This is a genomic window from Bacillus sp. FSL R9-9410 (assembly GCF_038050385.1).
Classification (GTDB): Bacteria; Bacillota; Bacilli; order Bacillales; family Bacillaceae_G; genus Bacillus_A; species Bacillus_A cereus_U.
Window position 1 is genome coordinate 3,252,304 of record NZ_JBBOTV010000001.1, and the last position, 21,012, is coordinate 3,273,315.

A 21,012-nucleotide genomic window follows, 5' to 3' on the forward strand; every position below is an offset into this window, starting at 1 on the left:
AAAACGTTACATTATATAGAATGAGCTATACTATACATTGAAGGGAGGATTTTACAATGTCCATTAATTTTCATGATGCAAATAATAAGTATACGTATGCAAATCGTAACGCACATATTTCATGGCAGGACACAATACACAATATTGCAGATGTGCAAAATAAAAAAGTAATTGATATAGGTTGTGGTGGCGGCATTTATACGAAAGAACTTGCTCTTATGGGTGCCAAAAGTGTTGTTGGGCTTGATTTTTCAAAAGAAATATTACAAGCTGCAAAAGAAAATTGTAATGCCTTCCCAAACATTTCATTCATTCACGGTGATGCGCATAATATTCCATACCCTAACGAAACATTCGACCTTATCATTTCACGTGCAGTCATTCATCACTTACAAGATATTCCTACATTTATAAGAGAGGCTTCTCGCATATTAAAAAAAGACGGTACACTTATTTTACAAGACCGAACTATTGAAGATTGTACAATTCCAGGAAATCCTGAACACATTCGTGGATATTTTTTCTCTGTATTTCCAAAACTCATTGAAATAGAATCAAAAAGAAGACCAAAAACCACTACCATACAGCAAGAATTACAAAAATATTCTCTTCAAGTATTCCCCATACAAACACAATGGGAAGTACGAAAAACACATGATTCTGTAGAAGCATTGCTGCAAGATTTATCTCCTCGAACCGGACGATCCATTCTATATGAATTAACAGATAATGAACTTTCTCAACTTCTACATCATATCCAAACGGCATTACAGAACGTCTCTCCTATCATCGAAAGAGATCGTTGGACAATTTGGAGTGCGAAAAAATTGTAAGGAAGGAAGCCTCACAAAATAATGTGAGGCTTCCTTCTTTCATAATCTAGTTTTGCAACACTCTTGATATCCTCCACTCCTGGCCTGTGCACTTCCACACTTCGGACATACTAAATATCTAGACTGATTTGTCAACAAACTACCTTTTTGAAAGAGTAAAACTTCTGCTTGTTTAAACGAACGCGAATAATATAACCACATAAAACCAATTATAGCAATAATGCCAAATAATACTCCCATCGCAAGCATTTCAGTCACCTCTTTTGGTTTGTTCTTTCCAGCAAGTGGATTGTTGTATTATTCTCTGCAAATTCAAATAATTCCTTCCTTATTCCTATAAATATGGATTTTCTCTATAAACTTTACAATTCTCTATAATGTTTTACAGCATTTTCACAAATAGCATTAACCCTTATATTCTCAGCTATATTTCTACAAGAAAGTGTATTTCCCAAAAAATATATTGACTTTCCAAAAAAAACATGTGAAAATATTGTCAGAATACTTGAATAAAAATTCATTGACGAGAACGAGTACGTTATAGGTCTGTTCCCCAGAGAGTTGGTATTTTGCTGAAAACCAATGCTCAGTTCGTAACCGAAAATCATCTCCGAGAAGTAGAACCGAATGCTGAAGTAAGTTCTTACCGGTCGTCCTCCGTTACAAGGAACACGTATCATGTTGTACGTTGTAAGCCGTATACATATAAATATATTTCTACATGTATAAATTAGGGTGGTATCGCGGGTAAATATAACTCGTCCCTTTCTTAAGGGACGAGTTTTTTGTGTTCTTACAATGAATTTACAAAAAAGGAGGCAAAAACAATGAACACTGTATCAAAAAAACATATTTTTTTCACAGGTCTTATGCTATTTTCTTTATTTTTTGGAGCAGGTAATTTAATTTTCCCTCCAATGCTTGGACAAAATGCTGGTGAAAACTTTTGGCCAGCAATGATTGGTTTTTTACTAACAGGAGTCGGCTTACCGCTACTTACTGTTATCGCCATTTCTCTATCAGGAAATGGTATGCAACAACTTGCAAGTCATGTTCACCCATCATTCGGAATATTCTTTACAGTAGTTGTATACATTGCAATCGGTCCATCTATGGGCATCCCACGTGTTGCTAATGTCGCTTATGAAATGGGAGTTAGTTCTTTCTTACCAGAAACTATTCGCTCTAGCAGCCTAGCGCTATTTTTATACACGGTCATCTTCTTTGCTATCGTATTTTGGCTTAGCTTAAATCCTTCTAAACTCGTCGATCGTATCGGAAGCGTATTAACACCTATTTTATTACTCTCTATTTTCTTATTATTCGTTAAGGGTGTATTTACACCCCTCGGGCAATCCGGACCAGCAATGCAAGAGTATCAAATTTCTCCAATTTTCAAAGGTTTTATGGAAGGATACTTAACAATGGATACCATTTCAGCACTTGCATTTGGAATTATCGTTGTAAATGCAATTCGCTCAAAAGGTGTGAATGACCGTAAATCCATTGCCATCGCAACAGCAAAAGCAGGACTTATTGCCGCTACCGGTCTCGTACTTGTATATGGTGCACTTGGCTGGCTTGGTACAACTAGTGTCTCTCTCGGATACGCAACAAATGGCGGACAGCTCCTTACCGTTATCGTACAACAATTACTCGGTCCATATGGTCTAATTCTATTATCTCTTATCGTTACACTCGCTTGCTTAACAACATGTATTGGACTTGTATCTGCATGCAGTCAATACTTCTTAACATTATTAACGAAATTTTCATACAAAACGTTAGCAAGTGTCATTTGCTCATTAGGATTATTAGTTGCCAACTTAGGTTTAACAAAAATTATCGCAATCTCTGGTCCTATTTTACTTGTTGTATATCCAATTGCGATTGTACTCGTATTACTATCATTACTTCATAAATATTTCGGTGGATATCGTTCTGTTTATGTAGGTGCGTTAATTGGATCTGCAGTTGTGAGCCTATTTGATGGATTAAAACAAGGGAATATTCCTGTTTCATCTATCACATCTTATTTCGAGTTTATTCCATTATATAATGAAGGAATTGGCTGGTTAATACCAGCATTAGTTGGGGCTATTATCGGTTTTGCTATCGCAAAATTAAGTGGCGCCAAAGCAGTACCATTAACGGATCATTCATCTGAATCGAAAGTATCATAAAAAAACTCCCATTTCGGGAGTTTTTTACATTTGATAAGAAGTATGATTAAAGCTACTTACTTTATAAGCTTTCGTATAGTAATCAATATTCGTATCCACTGTTTCTACTTTTACAACATCATAGCAATCTTCTTGCTTCACTAGAAATAAATAATATTCTTCTGTTGCCTCAATAATTGCAATACGATCTGTTTCAATATCATATTGTTCACAAAGTGCTTGCAGCGCATTCACATAGTTACCTAATTTTTTCGTTTCATCCATTCCAAATATCGTTTGAACTAACATACACTCTCTCCCCTTTGTATGTACTGTTAACACCTTAATGATAACGCTTACATAAATAACCGTCAATAAAAAGCTTTGACCATATATAGTCAAAGCTTCCTTCTTATTTCGTCAATTGGTGTCTAAACGCATAAATAACCGCCTGTGTCCGGTCACTTACATTTAGCTTATTTAATATATTACTCACATGTGTCTTTACTGTTTTAAGGGCAATAAACAACTCATCTGCAATCTCTTGATTACTTTTCCCCTCTGCAATTAATAACAAAATTTCAGACTCTCTTTCTGTTAACTCCTCATGCAAAGGTTGTTCTTTCTTCTGACGCATACGAGACATCATTTTGCCAGTAACTTTCGGCTCTAATACCGTTTCCCCATCATAAGTAGCTCGTACAGCGTCTGCAATATCACTCGCTCTTGATGTTTTTAATAAATAACTTGTCGCTCCCGCCTCAATAACAGGATATAACTTTTCATCATCTAAAAAGCTCGTTACAACTACAATTTTTGCTTCTGGCCATTCTTGAATAATAGCGTGTGTTGCTTCAACCCCGTCCATCTCATCCATAACAAGGTCCATTAAAATAATATCCGGTCTTAATTGCAAAGCTAACTCTGAACCTTTTCTTCCATTTTCAGCTTCTCCAACTACTTCAATATCTGGCTGCGTTGATAAATATGCTGATACACCCATTCGAACCATTTCATGATCATCAACTAATAATACTTTTATCATGATTCTCCCCCTCTCTCAATCATAATCGGTACTTTCACTTCTATTTGCGTACCTTTATTCGGAAAACTAAGAACTTTTAATGTACCACCAATTTCATGAACTCGCTCTTGCATTGACCTTAAACCGTATGAACCAGCCTTATTAACACCAACTTTAAACCCAACGCCGTCATCAATAATTTTCAAAATCGCATATTGATCAATTTTACGAAGGCGTACTTCGGTTTTCTTTGCCTTCGCATGCCGTAAAGTATTAGACAGCGCCTCTTGTACAATACGGAATAAATGATCCTCTACACCTTTTTTTAATTGAATCGGTTCAATTAACCATTCAATTTTCATATGTTGCTTTCTAGACAGCTCTGTTAATAATTCTTCTATACCCTCTGTTAGTTTCTTACCTTCTAACTGCACTGGGCGTAAATGAAGGAGCAATGCCCTCATTTCTGATTGTGCATTTACAACCATATTTTCAACAAGCTGCAACTGTTTTTGCGTCGTGTCTGGAATTTTAGCTACTTGTTCATTAATGGCTGACATCATCATCGACATTGCAAAAAGCTGCTGACTTACAGAATCATGCAGCTCTCTCGCTAATCGATGCCTTTCTTGAGAAATCGCTTCTTGTCTCATCTCTTCATTCCAATGGGCTCGTTCATTCGTTACTTTTTGAAATAGCCCAGCTTGCTCCTCTAAGCGACGAGCAAGACCAATTACTTTTCGTTCCACTTCATGAAATTCATCATCCGCCGTAAATGAAACATCACTCGGAAAATTCCCTCGCTCTACTTCAAATAGAAAAGTATTTAATCCTTGTATACGCTGCTCTATATAATAACCGATCGCATATCCTACAATTCCTCCGATAAGAAGACTCGTACTCATAATAAACAAGCCAATTGGAACAGAAGCAATGGATTCTTTCCATAGTAAATCATAAACTTGTTGCTCACTTTTCCATACATATACAATTGTACAAATAAGTGCGATACTCACAGAGGACAACATAGAATAACGAATATACATCCACGAAATATTCCTTTGTTTTTTCATTATACTTTCCTCACTTCCGTATCGCCTACGACAAGCGAAGAAATAATTTTAATACGACGAGGGGCTTCTTTATACTGTTCTGTTCTAAACGTAACATTACGGTTAAATCCAGTTTCTTCATGTCCTGGCAGGAGCACTCGCCCAACAATAACAGAATGATTTAAAGACAATTCAATATCATATGGTACATATAAACGAATATTACCAATGACGCCCCGAATAACAATAACCGTTTCCCCCTCTGGAATCATAGCAGTTGTTAAATCAATCTCGACGTCACAAGCACCATATTGGACGTTAATATCCTCTATTTCATAAATATGATCCATCATTCGTACATTACCTACAAACATATTTTTTATATACGGTTCTGTACGATATATTTGTTTTTCTTCATCTATATATCCCTTTTCTTTAATTTCAACTTTCATTGCTTTTTGCTGATGTCCTTGTTGAATAAGTTGATAACCAATTAAAGCTAAACAAGCAAACACAACAAGTACGAATGCTGCTGATGAAAATAAGAAGAATAAGAATACAATACCACCGACAAATAAAAATACATTCCCTCTTACATAACGATTCTTCTTTCGATAATGTCTTCCAAACATAATCATAATAAATGCAAATATTAGACCACCTGGTTCAAAATGTCCAAGTATCATATCAAGAAAAAGACCGAATCCAAATATGATGAGGAGCATCCCCATAAATTGTGTTTTTGAAAAGCGCTTCTTCATTTCAGCTCCCCCCTCTTTGTCACATATACATAGAAGAAAAGGCATTGCTTTCCAACACCTTTTCTCCTATCACTATATCATAAGCCTGTTTTATTATATACTACAATTATTTTGTTACTTCTTTCGTTAATGATACTTCATTTTTCTCTTTCATTTCACGCTCTAGTTTTGCAATTTTCATATCAAATGTATCACGCTCATGCTCTTCATTTATACGAAGCTCTACGTCACGAATATGATCTTCAATTTCTTCGAATCGTAAGAACGGATTATTTTCATCCATTTTATGCATAGCAGTATTCATACGACGGTTTGCATGCGCCATATTTTCACGTGCCATTAATTCCATACGCTTTGCGTTCATTTCTTTTAATTTATTTTTCATTTCTGAAAGACGACGCTCTAACTCATCAATTTGCTCTACAACACCAGCATACATTTCTTCTAAGCGAGTTACTTGCCCTTCATAATACGCTACTTCTTCTAATGCACGTTCATGCAATTGCAATTCGCCTGCTTCTTGTGCGATGATAGCTTGCTTTGATCTTTTATTAACGAAATAACGTGCTTGCTCAAGCTCACGAGCAAAGTTAGATTTTAATGTTTTATGACGCTGAATTAGCTTCTCAATTTTTGTTATTTCACGCTCACTGTCGCGTAAATATTGGTTTAACATAGCAATTGGATTTTTTCTTTCTTTCTCATCTAATACATTATGAAAATCAGCTAAAATTGCATCGCGTACACGTCCGAATAAAGATTGTTTCATTATAATCTTCCTCTCTTCTACTTTATAATTTGATTTGATTTATTTTATATTAGTTTTTCATTAACTTGTTCCACTCATCTTCAAAGTTGCTATATGATTTAGAACTTTCTGGAGCAGAATCAACAACTACATTTTTTCCTTTTTTCCACTCACGGTATCCGTAGTATAAAACTACTAATGCTGCGATACCGATTAATGCTGGGGAATGAGAAAGTGCAATGGACAAACCGATTAAACCAACAATACCCCAAGCTAACTTTCCAAAAAATGATTTAGCTCGCACAAATGATTTATAGCTCCAGTACACAACTCCTGCTCCGATTGCGAATCCTACAATACCAGCAAGACTACCAAGAGCAATTAAAGCCAAAATACCGGCCGCGATAAACGCTAGAAATTGTTTCATCTTGTGCTTGCCTCCCTTCGATTTGATACTCTTATCTTAACTATTTTTTCATTTTTTCATAACGAGCTTAAGAACTGTTTTCGACTCAGACTTAAGACCGAGTTGAATTCAGCCTTTTGCAAAACGAACATGTATGCGATGCGTATAGATACAGAAAAATCCTTATTCAATAACGGATGAGAATCTCAACTTGCACGTCAAAAAAATTAGCAATACGTACAAGCGTTTATTAAATTAAACATATTATTAAGAAAATTATGTTAAAATAAATCAAAAGGTTACATTTAAATTGAAGGGGATATATCATGAATTTACACATTACGAAAGAAATCAATACCGCCGCTAAAAACTATATAAACAATCAGCTTTATGAATATAATTTAAAGCACTTTCCATCTGATTTAAAAGACAGATACTTAGAGATTCATTTATTTCTTAAAGATGAAAATGGTAAAATACGCGGGGGAATATTAGGTGAAGTCTGTTGGAATTGGTTAGAGATTCACTCTTTTATCATAGATGAAGATATACGTGCATTAGGGTATGGAACTAAACTGTTATTAGAAGTAGAAAAAATCGCTTTAGAAAGAAATTGTGATTTTATAAAAGTTGACACTTTAAGCTTTCAAGCATTAGATTTCTATAAAAAATACGGTTATAAAGAGTATGGTATCCTCGATAACGTAGGAAGAGATTATAAACACTACTATTTGAAAAAGGATTTATAAATAATAAAAAACGCTCAGAGAATGTTCTCCGAGCGTTTTCAACTGCTAATAATAAATGTCTCTTTATGTTATGCAGTTTTATGATACTCTTTTTTTTCCGCCACTTTAGAAAACCTGGGGAAACCAATTAATATAGAAATGATTCCACATACTCCAACTAAAATTGGATAAAATGCATATGGTAACAATTCGACCGGAGATAACGCAGCAAACCCTGCCGCTGTTAACATTTGAGCACCATATGGGATTAACCCTTGTATACAGCAAGAGAAAAGATCTAATACACTCGCTGATTTACGGGGATCAATTTCATATTGATCTGCAATGTTTTTCGCAAGCGGACCTGTAAAGATAATTGAAATCGTATTATTCGCTGTACACATATTCGTCATACTCACTAAGCCAGCAATACCGAATTCTGCGCCCTTTTTCGAACGAATATTACGCGTTAAAAGATTCATTAAATATTGAATGCCACCATTATATTGGATCAGTTCAACCATACCACCGATTAAAATGGCAAGTAATACTAACTCCATCATACCGCCCATTCCAGTCGTTACACTTTTAAAGAAACTTTCTAACGTGTAACTTCCATCTATAAGACCGATAGCACCTGATAATACTGTTCCACCAGTTAATACAATGAGTACATTCCAGCCAAGTAGCGCGGTAATAAGTACTCCTGCATACGGTAAAATCTTTATCCAGTCAAAACTATGAGCTTTAATTGCTGTATCACTTCCTGAAGTAATTATTACTAATAGTACAATTGTAATAATAGCCGCTGGCAATACAATTAAAAAGTTCGTTTTAAACTTATCTTTCATTTCTGTTCCTTGCGAACGAACAGCTGCGATTGTTGTATCTGAAATAAATGATAAATTATCACCAAACATCGCTCCGCCAACAACAGTAGCCATCGTAAGTGCAATTGAGATATCAGTTTGCCCACTAATACCTACAGCAATCGGTGCTAACGCTGCAATTGTTCCCATTGAAGTTCCCATCGCTAATGAAATAAATGCCCCTATAACAAAAATTCCAGCTACGATAAATCCTGGTGGCAAAATAGTTAACGCTAAATTAACAGTGGAGTCTACTCCGCCCATTCCTTTTGCTGTTTCAGAAAATGCACCTGCAAGTACAAAAATTAATACCATAATCATAATATCTGGATTTCCTGCACCTTTAGCAAATCTTTCTACTTTCACATTAAAGCTTTCTTTACGATTCATCACTAAAGCAATTCCTACAGCAATTGAAATCGCTACAAGTATCGGCAATTTATAGAAATCACCTGTAATAATCCCAGAACCAATAAATAGCGCCAAAAATATTCCAAGTGGTAATAACGCTAAACCATTTCCTCTCGTTTCTTGCAAAGTATCATCTCTCCCTAGTTTTCAACCTTTTCTAATAAACAACAAAAGACCTCTTCCAACGAGAAGAGGTCTTATACATCTATAAGAAACACTCTTCTCATCTTTCAAGCACATGCTTGCTGGATTTGGCACAGCACTCTGAAATCGAGTCCGCTGCCGAGGCATCGTAGGGCCAGTCCCTCCGCCTCTCTTTATAAGAAGGTTTCATATTTATTTTTTAATAATAATTTCTTTCCTAACTTTACTCGCTTACAAAACAAAAGTCAATTATTTTTTGTATAGATTTTTTTGGTAATTATACAAAAATATGAATAAACCAATCATTTTAACTTTTCGATTTCTTTATCCAATATTGAGATCCAATAAAATTTTCTATTTTTTATCGTCGCGATAATCCATTTTGTTGTATTCCATGCTAACTCATATTCTTCCTTTGTAACATCACCAATTTTATAGGCATCCTCTAACTCCTCTTCATCCAATACATAAATCTCACCGTTTGGTAACAATACTACATCTAAATATAAATCATCAAAATAAGGTAAACCACGCTCGTCTATTTTATATTCTTTCGTCACGTCGATATAATATTGTACTAATTGTTTTTGATTGTCTAACATAGCTGTAATTGCAAAGTTTTTCCCGTTTATAAAATATTGCATCCATGTATACCCATCACCTGCAATGCAAAGCTCTTTACTATTGTATTCTTTATAACTAGGCTCTCTCACCTTTTTTATATCCAATATTCCTAACATACCTGCTTCAGCTTGTTTTACTGTGTATGTCTTCTCTATTAATCGCTTCCACGTAGAACCATCACCGTACTTACGTTTCATAACTTTCTCTCCTCTTCTACATACAGAAAAGCTCTCACATAATATGTGAGAGCTTTTCAAATCATAATTAAGCCGCTTGACCCTTTTCAGATATCTCTTTTAAATAGGCTTGTCCTTTTTCAGCGTCATATTGACCTTCCCACTTAGACATAACTACAGCCGCTAAAGAGTTACCTACAACGTTAACTGCTGTACGAGCCATATCTAGAATACGGTCAATACCTGCAATAAACGCTAAACCTTCAGCTGGAATACCTACTGTACCAAGTGTTGCTAATAATACAACGAATGATACGCCCGGTACACCCGCGATACCTTTTGATGTAACCATTAATACAAGTAATAATGTAATTTGTTGTGTAATGGATAATTCAATACCGTACATTTGAGCTAAGAAAATTGCCGCAATTGCTTGATATAAAGTTGATCCATCTAAGTTAAATGAATAACCTGTCGGAATAACGAAAGACGTAATTGCTTTCGGACAACCGAATTTCTCCATTTTCTCCATAATTTTCGGTAAAACTGTTTCTGAACTTGCTGTAGAGTACGCTAAGATCAGCTCGTCTTTTAAAATTTTAAAGAATTGGAAAATGTTAATACCGAATATTTTCGCTGTAAGTCCTAATACAACTACAACGAAGAAGATCATTGCTCCGTATACTACAATGAGTAATTTTCCTAATGGAATTAAAGAAGCTAATCCGAATGTAGAAACTGTAACACCAATTAATGCGAATACACCAAATGGTGCAAACTTCATAACTTGGTTTGTTACATAAAACATTGCATCTGCTACACCTTGGAAAAATTGTAGCACTGGTTTACCACGCTCACCAATCGCTGCTACACCTAAACCAAATAATACTGAGAAGAAGATAATAGCAAGCATATCACCTTCAGCTAATGATTTCATAATGTTCGTCGGAACAATATTTACAAACGTATCCGCGAACGAATGACTTTGTACTTGCTCTGTCGTAGCTGTATATTTTGAAATATCTGTTTTCGTCAATTTATCCATATCAACGCCTTTTCCAGGTTGGAAAATGTTCGCTATTAATAGACCAACAACAATTGCAATCGTTGTAATAATTTCAAAGTAAAGAATTGTTTTTCCGCCTAGTCGGCCTAATTTCTTAACATCGCCAACACCAGCAACGCCAACAACAATACTTGCTACAACAATCGGTACAACAATCATTTTAATCAATCGGATGAAAATATCACCAATTGGTTGTAAGTACTTCACCACTTCCTGATTGCCAAAGAAAATCGCCCCAACTGCAATACCAAGCGCAAGTCCTATTAAAATTTGCCATGCAAGTCCTATTCTTTTCATACTTGTGGTAACCCCCTCTTCGATGTGTCACTCTATCTCTCATTCTATCTCTATAAAACATGAAATTAAGAGTATTACATATTATTCGACAATTCACTACATTTTGTCCCTGTTAAAAATCATAAATCAAAATTTAAAATCTGACAACAAAATAAGTTTGCCCGAATGCAAATAATTTTGTTGACAAAAACAAAACTCATGTCAGAAAACCTCACATGAGAACGATTCCTCACTAGTGATTTATAGGTTTTCAAAGTAATGTTTCACCATCGAAAACTCCATCATTTTCCATGTTTTTTTTAGAACAAAATAGAAAATAGTACATTTTTGTATGCATGCAAAAATTTAACTTCATGACAAACAATACGAAAAGATAATAAATTCCGACAAAATTTAGCAAATTTATAAAGTTTTCTTTACATTATGATTACAACGATAGACACCCTTCTTCTTCTTATGATATATACATTCATAGGGAAAGGAGCAAGACAACAATGAAAAAGAAATTTGCAGCATTTAGTGTTTTAGCAGCTGGAACGATTTTCGTTTCCCCATTACTTTCACCCGTATACGCTGAAACGAATGAAAATAAATTATCTAATATTCAATCCGAATTAGAAGGCAAACAAAATGACTTACAAAATAAATCAGCTGAGAAAGAACAAATAGAAAAAGAAATCCAGGAATTACAAAAAAAAATCGACGAATTAACTACTTCTATTAATAAAAACGAAGCTGAATTAAACGATACAAAAAAAGAAATTAGCAAAACGCAGCAAGCAATTACTGAAAAAAAGAAACATATAGAGCAATTACAAACGAACATAGATACACGGCAGGAAGTTATTAAACAACGACTACAATCTATGCAAGAAAAGCCTCGTACGAGTATCATTACAGAAGTAATAACAAGTTCTGCAAATATTGCCGATCTTGTTGATAATATGTATTCTGTAAGTTTAATTTTAAATAACGATACAGATATTGTAAAAAAGCAAACAAGTGATCAAGATGCTGTGACGACCGAAAAAGAGGCTGTTGAGAAAAAAGAGCAACAACTGAAAGAATCTGAACAAAAATTAGAACAAAAACAACAAGAGTTACAAAGTAATCAACAACAGCAACAAACTCTTATTAAAGATCTACATACGAAAGTATCAAAAGTAGATTCCGAGATTGAAGGATTAGAAGAGTCACAAGGTATTTTAGAAAACCAGCGTCAAGCTGTTCAAAAAGCAATTGAAGAAGAAAAACGTGCGGAAGAAGCTCGGAAAGCGGAAGAGGCACGCAAGGCTGAGGAAGCAAAAAAACAAGCCGCCGCTTCTGCTAAAGAAAGCACACAATCCGCACCAACACTGCAAGATACGAACAAAGGTGGATTTATTAAACCAGCGGCTGGATCAAAAACTTCTGGATTCGGCACACGTTCTTTAGATAACCATAAAGGAATCGATATCGCAGCTCCGGGAACAGTTCCAATTATTGCCGCTGCAGATGGCGTTGTTATCCGTTCAGAATTATCCTCTAGTTACGGAAACGTTGTTTACTTATCTCACCGTGTTAACGGAAAAACATATACGACAGTGTATGCACATATGAGTAGCCGTTCTGTATCTAATGGACAAACTGTAAAACAAGGTGATCAACTTGGGTTTATGGGAAATACTGGCCAATCTTTCGGACAACATTTACACTTCGAACTTCACCTTGGAGAATGGAATGTCGGTAAGACAAACGCTGTCGATCCATCTCCTTATATTGGATTATAAAAAACTCGGTGCATACCGAGTTTTTTTACTACCATTTCACACTTTTTAGGCATTTCACATAAACTACAACTAAATGCCTATATTTTGCGGGGTGGTAAATATGAATACACAATTGCAAGAAGAAATAGAAGAAGCTAGAGAAACATACATCGGCCGGTTATTTACATTCGGCGGCTCAGCGTTATTTTTAATTGGATCATTTATCGCCGTTGTCACAGCTTATAAAGCATATAATCGCTTATTAAATACTTCTACAACATAATAAAAAGACGGAGAGATCTCCGCCTTTTTATTATGCAAACATTTTAAATACGCCTATCGCATTTAAAAATACGATAATTACAGTTACCGGAATAACATAACGAAGTAAGAAGAACCAAATGTTAAATAATGTTTTCCCTTTCGTTTCCGTAACTTCTAATTCTTTCATTAATAACTCTTTACTCATTTTATTTGGTACGAATAGCGAAATGGCTAGTACTCCGAGTGGCAGTAACACATTACTTACCGAAAAATCGACGAAATCAAAGAATGTCTTACCAAATATTTTCACATCACTCATAATTCCAAACGATAACGCTGATGGAATTCCAACTGCAAAAATAAGAATACCAATTAATAACGAAGCTGACGGACGCTTCTTCTCATTATCTTTCGCAACAGATGCTACTACAATTTCAAGCATTGAAATCGCAGATGTTAAAGTCGCAAAGAAGAATAAAACTAAAAACATAATGAAGAAAAATTGTCCAAATGGAATTTTCGCAAAGACAGCAGGAAGAACGATAAACAGTAGCCCTGGTCCTTCTGTCGGTTTAACTCCTAATGCGAAAATCGCCGGAAAAATCGCTAATCCTGCAAGTACTGTAACAAATACAGTTAAACTTACAATAGATGTTGCTGATTTAGCTAAATGCTCTTCTTTCTTTAAATACGAACTATACGTTACCATTACCGAGGCACCTACCGTTAGTGAGAAGAAAGATTGTCCCATCGCATATAAAATCGTATCTGCTGTAAGCTTTGAAAAATCTGGTTTTAAGAAGAACTCTACCCCAGCCATAGCACCATCAAGTGTTAACGCACGAATAATGATAGCAATAAATAAAATGAATAATAGCGGCATCATGTACTTACTTGCTTTTTCTATGCCTTTTTCCACACCTTTACTAACAACAAAAATGGTACAAAGCATAAAGATGAATTGCGCCCCAATCGCACTTACTGGATTTGAAATTGTTTCAGCAAACAATTGTCCATAATCGACTACTCCGTTCCAGAAACTACCTGTGACACTATAGTATAAATAAAGTAAAATCCATCCACCTACAACACTATAAAAAGATAGTACGCTAAAACAAGTAACAACCCCCATACGACCAATCCAAGGATATAACTTGCTATTTGGTACTAATACTTTATAAGCTGTAACTGCCTCTTTTTGAGTACTACGGCCAATAACAAATTCAGCTACAAGAAGAGGCATACCAATAAATATAGTTAATAGTAAGAATACAAGGAAGAATGCGCCTCCTCCGCCATTACCTGCAACATATGGAAACTTCCATATTGCCCCAAGACCTACTGCGGCTCCCGCTGCTGCGAGTACAAAGCCAATTTTCGACGTCCATTGCTGTGTTTCTTTCATCATAATTTCTCCTTTTCTGAATATTGTAATTTTTATTAATTATACACTTTCATTTCATACTCGCACACCTCCTTTAGAAAATAAAAAAGTCCCCTACACGCAAATATGCATGTAGAGGACGATATATGTAATATAAATACCGTGGTACCACCTCAATTGGATTGATAAATCCCACTTGTTCAAGTACAGGAAAATTCCGATACCCTATCCTTTTAACGGCGGAACCCGGGTTGCCTACTGCAATGTTCAGCATACCTCTCGCAAGCCCATTCTGTATATTTTATCGTACCGGGCTCACACCTTACCCCAGCTCTCTGAACGCATCAAATATACGTACTCTTCTTGCTCATCGATTTCATCTTTTGAAGTTACTTGTGATTATAAATTATATTCTTATAGTTGTAAAGTACAATTTCCCCCGAGTGGTGAGGACTCATAAATAGTGGGTGCTAGACACCTCACTGATTAAAGTTTCTCTTTATTTACTATCCTATATGAACTTTTCCCTCTAATTCTTGTAAAAAGAGTTCTCTCTTTTGTTCATTTTGAACATATATAGACTTTAATACTTCTTGTAATAATATATTTTTCTGCCTTTTCTCTACTTGTAATTCTTTCACTTTTATTCTAACTTCATATAAAAAATCAAGATACGATTCATACTTCTCATCATATTTATTTGCGATATCATCACGAATTTTTTTTGCAAGTTTCGGACTTGCCCCTCCAGTAGAAACAGCTACATTAAGTAGTCCACGATGAATTGCCGCCGGAAAATGAACATTTCCACTTTCCGGATTCGTAATAACATTTACCAATTGATTTACCGAGGCATCTTCAGCAATTCGTTCATTTAATACCGAATCGCTAGTCGCTGCAACTACTAAAAAAGCATCTTTAATATCACGTTTCTTATACTCTCTTTGATACCAACGAATTTTCTTTTCTTCTACAAGTTTCACTAAATTTGCATCTAATTCTGTACTTACCACAACAATATCCGCACCTTGTTTTAGTAAAGGAATAATTTTAAACCCTGCTACTTTCCCTCCACCAATGACAACAACACGTTTCTTATCAACTCGCACTGTAAGTGGATACATATTGATCTCCCTTCAATATTTCCTCTGTTTTCTGAATTAACATCTCTCGAAACGCTACATTATTTCCTAAATATGGACTTATTTTTATCTCTTCCGACTCATATTGACGCACTTCTTTCTCAACATGTTTCATGAGTAATCCTGTAAATAATAAGTAAGGCACCACAACAATGTTCCGTTCTTTTTGTTCTACAATTTCTTTCAACTTCTCATCAAACTTCGGCTCCGCGGCTGCTAAATAACAAACTTCCACCTCTTTAATGTTCTCTTCTTTTTGAAATAAAGAAGAAATCCACTTTATGTCTTGTAAAGTTTCCGGATCACTACTCCCTCTTGCAACAAGCAAAAGTGTTACTTCTTCTTCATAGTCTTTAATGCCACTTCCGTTATATACCGCTTTTACAAGCACTTCTGATACACCAAATGGATTACCATACACTATTTTGATATCCGGATATTCCTCGTTTAACTTTCGTAATTCAAGCGGAATATCTTTCTTTACATGTCCTGCCGCTAATAAAAAAACAGGAATAGCGACAATCTCTGTAGCACCACGCTTCACACATGTACGAAATCCTTCTTCAATAGAAGGATTCGCTAGCTCTAAAAAACAAATTTCTTGAATATTTGCCTCTACACGGTTCATACATGACGTAATAAATGCAACCGCTTCTTCTTTTGCTGCTTTCAAACGACTTCCATGACATATATATATAACAGCCTTCATTTTACAATACTCCGCTTACTTGATATGCATTTTCCGTTTGTTTCTCAAACCAATGTATCTTTTCTCTAAAACGGACAACTTCCCCAATAACAATCATACTCGGATTTTGAATTTGTTCTTTTTTGGCAACATCTACAATTGTTCCTAACGTCGCTGTAACAGTACGCTGCATAGATGTCGTTCCCCACTCAATGATAGCGGCAGGTGTACTTTGATCTTTCCCATGTTTTATTAGTTGTTCACATATGTAAGGTAAATTACTAACCCCCATATAGACCGCTAATGTATCTACACCTTTCGCTAAACTTTCCCACTTCACTTCCTCTGCAGCCCCTTCTTTCCGGTGCCCTGTCACAACAGCAAAACTTGCACTTGCATCGCGGTGCGTTACTGGAATTCCAGCGTAAGCAGGAGCTGCTATACCAGCTGAAATACCAGGAATAATTTCAAATGGGATACTTTGCTTCGCTAACGCTTCAGCTTCTTCTCCACCTCTTCCAAATACAAATGGATCTCCGCCCTTAAGCCTCGTTACAACTTTTCCTTTTTTCGCATATTTAATAAGAAATGTGTTAATTGTCTCTTGCTTCATCGTGTGATAATTCGGGAGTTTCCCGCAATAAATTAAATCCGCTTCAGGCTTTGCATAAGAAAGCAATTCTTTATTTACGAGACGGTCGTACAAAATAACATCAGCCTTCTCGATGCATCTCAACCCTTTAACAGTAATTAAATCCGGATCACCAGGACCCGCCCCGACGATATAAACCTTCCCCATCATCTCTCCTCATTTCTACTATAAAATGAAACTTCCACTCTTCATCACGAATGGAAGTTACTATTATTTCGTATTACATGTTCTCTACTCATGAATAACAAATGCCGCCCCTTTTCGAATCTTCTTTTTTTCATATAAAGAGAGTTCCTTCACTTCTGGTAGCGGTAAAAAGTATTTTTCAAGTTCTATCTCCGCAAGCTTAAATGCTTGCTCTTCACTTTGAGCAACAACGACTATTGGAACAACACTATTCACTAATACAGCTTCAAATCGATATAAATCCATATTGTCCCTCCTAAGACGCTATTACTTCTTCTACTACTTGGTTTAGTACAATTTGTAATTCTTCCACTCCAACACGTCCGACGAAATCATAAAACGTTTCGGCTAGTAATTTATTCTTTTGGAAATAACTTAAAAAGGACACGAGAACATCCGGCAAATCTTCTCCATCTATTTTCCCTTTTAATTTTTCGTTATATGCTCCTCCGTCTAATAGCGTTCCGCCCACATATATTTCAAACGCCTCAACGATTCCCTTTTCCTTCGTTTTCAGTTTTACCCCTTGCAAACCAATATCAGCAATTTGACGTTGACCACAGGAGTTCGGGCATCCTACCATATGAATTCGAACTGGAACATCGAGTGCAATTTGTGTATCTAAGTACTCTGCGATTTTGCGTAATCTTTCTTTCGTTTCTACTAACGCAAGATTGCAGTACTCAATACCAGTACATGAAACCGCATGACCAATAAATGATTTCGGATTTGCAGAAATCGCTTCAAACAACGGTTCACTTAATAATCCAGCAACATTTCCTGGCGGAATATTCGGAATAATAAAATTTTGAGAGTTACAAGTTCGAATTTGCCCGTTTCCATATTTCTTTGCAATTCTTGCAATCTCAAACATTTCCTCTGCATGTAAACGTCCTACTGGTACATTAAAGCCGACATACTTTAATCCTTCTTGTTTTTGATCTTGAACGCCATAAAAGTATCCTGCATTCCAGCCTTCGAGAGCACTTTCCCCTTTACTTTGCAATGGGCCTGTGTATTCTACTAGTTTCTCTTGAAATTTCTCAGCGCCCCAGTCAGCGACAAGAAATTTCAAGCGTGCTAAGTGGCGTTTTTCACGATATCCAAAATCACGGAATATAGTAGCAATTGCAATCGATACTGCCTTCACTTCTTCTGGTAAAACGAATGCATCTAATTCTTCCGCTAAGTACGGACGAGCTGATAAGCCTCCGCCTACTTTTATGTGAAAACCAACTTTTTTCTCACCATCTATTTCTTTCGTAGCAGGTGTAAATGCCACACAGTTAATCTCTGCATTTGCTGAATTATAAATGTTAGAACTAATAGACATTTTAAATTTACGTGGTAGATTAGAAAACTCTTCATTATGTTGGAAGTAATCGTATATTTCTTTAACAATCGATGTTGTATCAAATAGTTCATTCGCATCAATTCCAGCAAGTGGATTACCTGTAATATTACGCGTAATATCACCGCATGCCCCCGCTGAAGACAAACCAACTCTCGCTAATCTTTTAAAAATATCCGGAATTTGCCCAATTTCTAGCCAATGAAACTGAATCGCCTGTCTTGTCGTAATATCTAACACATCACGCCCATAATCTTCAGCGATGGAAGCTAGCACCTCTGCCTGCGCATTTGTAATAATCCCAGAAGGAATATTGACACGCATCATAAAATAGCCCGCTTCTTTCGGTCGTTGCAAATACAATCCCGCCCATTTAAAGGCGTCCCACTCTTCTTTCGGAATAGATTCAAATCCATTCTCCGCATAGTAAGGAATATCATTAAAGATTTCTAATCCGTCTGTCTCTAATTTCTTTTTCTCTGTTTGATTTAATTTTTCATTATTAGCCCACACTTTTTCATAACTCATCTTTTATCCCCCTATATAAAACTACGCTCTTGTAAGTACTTCACAATTTGCTCTGCACATTCTTCAATAGAATACTTGTGCGTTTCTACAATTAATTCTGCTTGTTTTGGTTCCTCATACGGTGAATCGATACCTGTAAACTCTTTAATATCACCTTTTCTCGCCTTTTTATAAAGTCCTTTCGGATCACGTTTCTCACACTCTTCAATTGGACATTTTACAAACACTTCTATAAACTCATCTGCAGCTAATAGTTCCCTAACTTGTTTTCGGTCTACTCGAAATGGTGAAATAAACGCTGTAAGGACAACAGTTCCTTGATCTACAAATAACTTCGCCACTTCACCAATACGTCTTATATTTTCCATGCGATCACTTTCAGAAAAACCTAAATCTTTATTTAAACCTTGGCGAATATTATCCCCATCTAGCACATAATTTCCGATATTCTTTTCAAACAGTTTGCGAGCAACCGCATTCGCTACTGTAGATTTACCCGAAGCTGATAAACCAGTAAACCAAACTACAAAACTGTGATGCCCATTCTTCACTCTTCTCTCATCTTTTGAAACAGAAGCTGTATGCCAAGTAATATTCGTATCCATCTCATTCTCTCCCTATTCTGTTACTACTTCTTTTTTCAAACCTTTAATTAGCACTTCCACTACTTCTTTACGACTAAATGTACTTGGCGGAATCTCACCATTCCTTAACATTTCTCGTACTTTCGTACCCGATAAGATGACACGGTCTTCTTTTCCATGCGGACATGTTTTCGTTGAAGCCATTGCTTCACATTTCGTGCAGTAAAAACTATGTTCAAAAAATAACGGCGTAATCCCTAACTCTTCTACTGTAAAATTCGTAAAGATTTCCTGCGCTTCATATGTTCCGTAATAGTCCCCTACCCCAGCATGATCACGCCCTACAATAAAGTGGGTGCAACCAAAGTTCTTTCTTACTAGTGCATGAAATATCGCTTCCCTTGGTCCTGCGTAACGCATTGCTGCAGGAAATACGCCTAAAAAGACACGGTTTTTCGGATAATAGTTTTGAAGTAGTACTTCATAGCTTTCCATCCTTACATCAGCAGGAATATCATCTGACTTTGTTTCCCCAACAAGTGGATTTAAAAAGAGACCGTCTACAATTTCAAGAGCAGACTTTTGAATATATTCATGAGCACGATGTACCGGGTTTCTCGTTTGAAATCCGACTACTGTTTTCCAGCCACGTTTTTTAAATTCTTCTCTCGTTTCAATCGGATCTAAATGATAAGAAGGAAATGGATTATTCCCAAAACGTTTTGTAAGAATAATAGCTCCTCCAACGTAAACGTTTGGTCGTTCATATAATTTCTTTACTCCTGGATGAGCTTCATCCGTCGTTTTATATACAAGTAACGCTTCTTTTTCTTTATCAGGTACAAAAATATCTTCTATTTGAATAACACCATATACATTTCCGGCGTTGACAAGTTTTACTTCCTCTCCAGCTTTCAGTCCCTCTGCTACTTCCTCTGTTACCGGCAATGTGATTGGTATACTCCATACGCTACCATTTGCTAAACGAAGCGTTTCTACGACCGAATCATAATCTTTTTCCCCTAAAAAACCAGTAAGCGGACTATACCCCCCTGTCGCTAGCAGTTCTAAATCACTTAACGCAATATTGTCTAGTTTAATTTCTTTTTCAATTTGTAATACGTCGTATGTCTCATCTACACGGTTTATTAATTCGTTTATTGTAGTCATTTTCTATATCCCCT

Annotated in this window: 23 protein-coding genes, 1 riboswitch and 2 other annotated features; of the genes, 5 read left to right on the forward strand and 18 right to left on the reverse strand. The window is 35.9% G+C overall.

Annotated features, from left to right (window positions below):
* The first annotated feature begins 56 nt into the window (after positions 1–56).
* Complete coding sequence (locus tag MKX77_RS16885; RefSeq protein WP_341307275.1) at positions 57–833, forward strand: class I SAM-dependent methyltransferase; 777 nt, start codon at positions 57–59, stop codon at positions 831–833.
* 39 nt (positions 834–872) lie between these two features.
* Here the strand turns inward: MKX77_RS16885 and MKX77_RS16890 are convergent, their stop codons facing one another.
* Positions 873–1,082: a hypothetical protein gene (locus MKX77_RS16890; protein WP_000880631.1), complete on the reverse strand. Its 210-nt coding sequence runs from the start codon at positions 1,080–1,082 to the stop codon at positions 873–875.
* 262 nt (positions 1,083–1,344) lie between these two features.
* Positions 1,345–1,602 (forward strand) — a binding site (T-box leader).
* Between the two features lie 58 nt (positions 1,603–1,660).
* On the opposite strand from MKX77_RS16890, the gene brnQ3 reads away from it, so the two are divergent.
* On the forward strand, positions 1,661–3,016 hold the full coding sequence (gene brnQ3 / locus MKX77_RS16895; protein WP_341307276.1) for a branched-chain amino acid transport system II carrier protein BrnQ3: 1,356 nt from the start codon (positions 1,661–1,663) through the stop codon (positions 3,014–3,016).
* A 24-nt stretch (positions 3,017–3,040) separates the two neighbouring features.
* Here the strand turns inward: brnQ3 and MKX77_RS16900 are convergent, their stop codons facing one another.
* The 6 genes from MKX77_RS16900 to MKX77_RS16925 all read right to left on the reverse strand — a co-directional run bounded on the left by MKX77_RS16900 (position 3,041) and on the right by MKX77_RS16925 (position 7,007).
* Entirely contained in the window at positions 3,041–3,397 is a 357-nt protein-coding gene (locus tag MKX77_RS16900; RefSeq protein ID WP_002126339.1) for a DUF3992 domain-containing protein, read from the reverse strand.
* 10 nt (positions 3,398–3,407) lie between these two features.
* The gene (locus MKX77_RS16905) at positions 3,408–4,040 is read right to left on the reverse strand and encodes a response regulator (RefSeq protein ID WP_075308725.1); all 633 of its coding nucleotides are present in this window, start codon (positions 4,038–4,040) and stop codon (positions 3,408–3,410) included.
* Positions 4,037–5,092 carry a sensor histidine kinase gene (locus tag MKX77_RS16910; RefSeq protein ID WP_002158640.1) on the reverse strand — a complete coding sequence of 352 codons (1,056 nt, stop codon included), beginning with the start codon at positions 5,090–5,092 and terminating at the stop codon, positions 4,037–4,039. The genes MKX77_RS16905 and MKX77_RS16910 overlap by 4 nt, the downstream gene beginning before the upstream one ends.
* Entirely contained in the window at positions 5,092–5,832 is a 741-nt protein-coding gene (gene liaF / locus MKX77_RS16915) for a cell wall-active antibiotics response protein LiaF (RefSeq protein ID WP_341307277.1), read from the reverse strand. The genes MKX77_RS16910 and liaF overlap by 1 nt, the downstream gene beginning before the upstream one ends.
* A gap of 106 nt (positions 5,833–5,938) precedes the next feature.
* Complete coding sequence (locus MKX77_RS16920) at positions 5,939–6,601, reverse strand: PspA/IM30 family protein (RefSeq protein ID WP_088098860.1); 663 nt, start codon at positions 6,599–6,601, stop codon at positions 5,939–5,941.
* 49 nt (positions 6,602–6,650) lie between these two features.
* On the reverse strand, positions 6,651–7,007 hold the full coding sequence (locus tag MKX77_RS16925; RefSeq protein ID WP_341307278.1) for a lmo0954 family membrane protein: 357 nt from the start codon (positions 7,005–7,007) through the stop codon (positions 6,651–6,653).
* A 305-nt stretch (positions 7,008–7,312) separates the two neighbouring features.
* On the opposite strand from MKX77_RS16925, the gene MKX77_RS16930 reads away from it, so the two are divergent.
* Positions 7,313–7,735: a GNAT family N-acetyltransferase gene (locus tag MKX77_RS16930; protein WP_215555730.1), complete on the forward strand. Its 423-nt coding sequence runs from the start codon at positions 7,313–7,315 to the stop codon at positions 7,733–7,735.
* A gap of 68 nt (positions 7,736–7,803) precedes the next feature.
* On the opposite strand, the gene MKX77_RS16935 is transcribed toward MKX77_RS16930, so the two are convergent.
* From MKX77_RS16935 to gltP, 3 genes are all read right to left on the reverse strand, one after another.
* Entirely contained in the window at positions 7,804–9,120 is a 1,317-nt protein-coding gene (locus MKX77_RS16935) for a Na+/H+ antiporter NhaC family protein (RefSeq protein WP_341307279.1), read from the reverse strand.
* 94 nt (positions 9,121–9,214) lie between these two features.
* A riboswitch (SAM riboswitch) is annotated at positions 9,215–9,320 on the reverse strand.
* 120 nt (positions 9,321–9,440) lie between these two features.
* Positions 9,441–9,959, reverse strand: a complete 519-nt coding sequence (locus MKX77_RS16940) for a DUF402 domain-containing protein (protein WP_341307280.1) — start codon at positions 9,957–9,959, stop codon at positions 9,441–9,443.
* A gap of 67 nt (positions 9,960–10,026) precedes the next feature.
* Complete coding sequence (gltP, locus tag MKX77_RS16945; RefSeq protein ID WP_002158645.1) at positions 10,027–11,301, reverse strand: glutamate/aspartate:proton symporter GltP; 1,275 nt, start codon at positions 11,299–11,301, stop codon at positions 10,027–10,029.
* Between the two features lie 494 nt (positions 11,302–11,795).
* Here gltP and MKX77_RS16950 point away from each other — a divergent pair, with 494 nt between their 5' ends.
* Together MKX77_RS16950 and MKX77_RS16955 are read left to right on the forward strand one after the other, a co-directional pair.
* A complete protein-coding gene (locus MKX77_RS16950; RefSeq protein WP_341307281.1) occupies positions 11,796–13,070 on the forward strand; it encodes a murein hydrolase activator EnvC family protein in 1,275 nt (424 codons plus the stop codon).
* A gap of 100 nt (positions 13,071–13,170) precedes the next feature.
* Positions 13,171–13,332, forward strand: a complete 162-nt coding sequence (locus tag MKX77_RS16955) for a hypothetical protein (RefSeq protein ID WP_002158647.1) — start codon at positions 13,171–13,173, stop codon at positions 13,330–13,332.
* A 30-nt stretch (positions 13,333–13,362) separates the two neighbouring features.
* On the opposite strand, the gene MKX77_RS16960 is transcribed toward MKX77_RS16955, so the two are convergent.
* The 8 genes from MKX77_RS16960 to sat form a co-directional block, all read right to left on the reverse strand.
* Positions 13,363–14,718: a sodium-dependent transporter gene (locus MKX77_RS16960; protein WP_341307282.1), complete on the reverse strand. Its 1,356-nt coding sequence runs from the start codon at positions 14,716–14,718 to the stop codon at positions 13,363–13,365.
* A gap of 111 nt (positions 14,719–14,829) precedes the next feature.
* Positions 14,830–15,077 (reverse strand) — a binding site (T-box leader).
* Between the two features lie 126 nt (positions 15,078–15,203).
* Positions 15,204–15,821, reverse strand: a complete 618-nt coding sequence (locus MKX77_RS16965; RefSeq protein ID WP_341307283.1) for an NAD(P)-binding protein — start codon at positions 15,819–15,821, stop codon at positions 15,204–15,206.
* Complete coding sequence (locus MKX77_RS16970) at positions 15,796–16,548, reverse strand: sirohydrochlorin chelatase (RefSeq protein ID WP_341307284.1); 753 nt, start codon at positions 16,546–16,548, stop codon at positions 15,796–15,798. Before MKX77_RS16970 ends, MKX77_RS16965 begins: the two co-directional genes overlap by 26 nt.
* Before the next feature lies 1 nt (position 16,549).
* Positions 16,550–17,326, reverse strand: a complete 777-nt coding sequence (cobA, locus tag MKX77_RS16975) for a uroporphyrinogen-III C-methyltransferase (RefSeq protein ID WP_341307285.1) — start codon at positions 17,324–17,326, stop codon at positions 16,550–16,552.
* Positions 17,327–17,410: 84 nt separating this feature from the next.
* The gene (locus MKX77_RS16980; RefSeq protein WP_341307286.1) at positions 17,411–17,611 is read right to left on the reverse strand and encodes a DUF3906 family protein; all 201 of its coding nucleotides are present in this window, start codon (positions 17,609–17,611) and stop codon (positions 17,411–17,413) included.
* A 10-nt stretch (positions 17,612–17,621) separates the two neighbouring features.
* Positions 17,622–19,244, reverse strand: coding sequence for a nitrite/sulfite reductase (locus MKX77_RS16985; protein WP_341307287.1), 1,623 nt, complete (start codon positions 19,242–19,244; stop codon positions 17,622–17,624).
* Between the two features lie 11 nt (positions 19,245–19,255).
* Positions 19,256–19,849, reverse strand: a complete 594-nt coding sequence (gene cysC, locus MKX77_RS16990; RefSeq protein ID WP_002011691.1) for an adenylyl-sulfate kinase — start codon at positions 19,847–19,849, stop codon at positions 19,256–19,258.
* Positions 19,850–19,861: 12 nt separating this feature from the next.
* Positions 19,862–20,998, reverse strand: coding sequence for a sulfate adenylyltransferase (gene sat / locus MKX77_RS16995; protein WP_341307288.1), 1,137 nt, complete (start codon positions 20,996–20,998; stop codon positions 19,862–19,864).
* Positions 20,999–21,012: the final 14 nt, after the last annotated feature.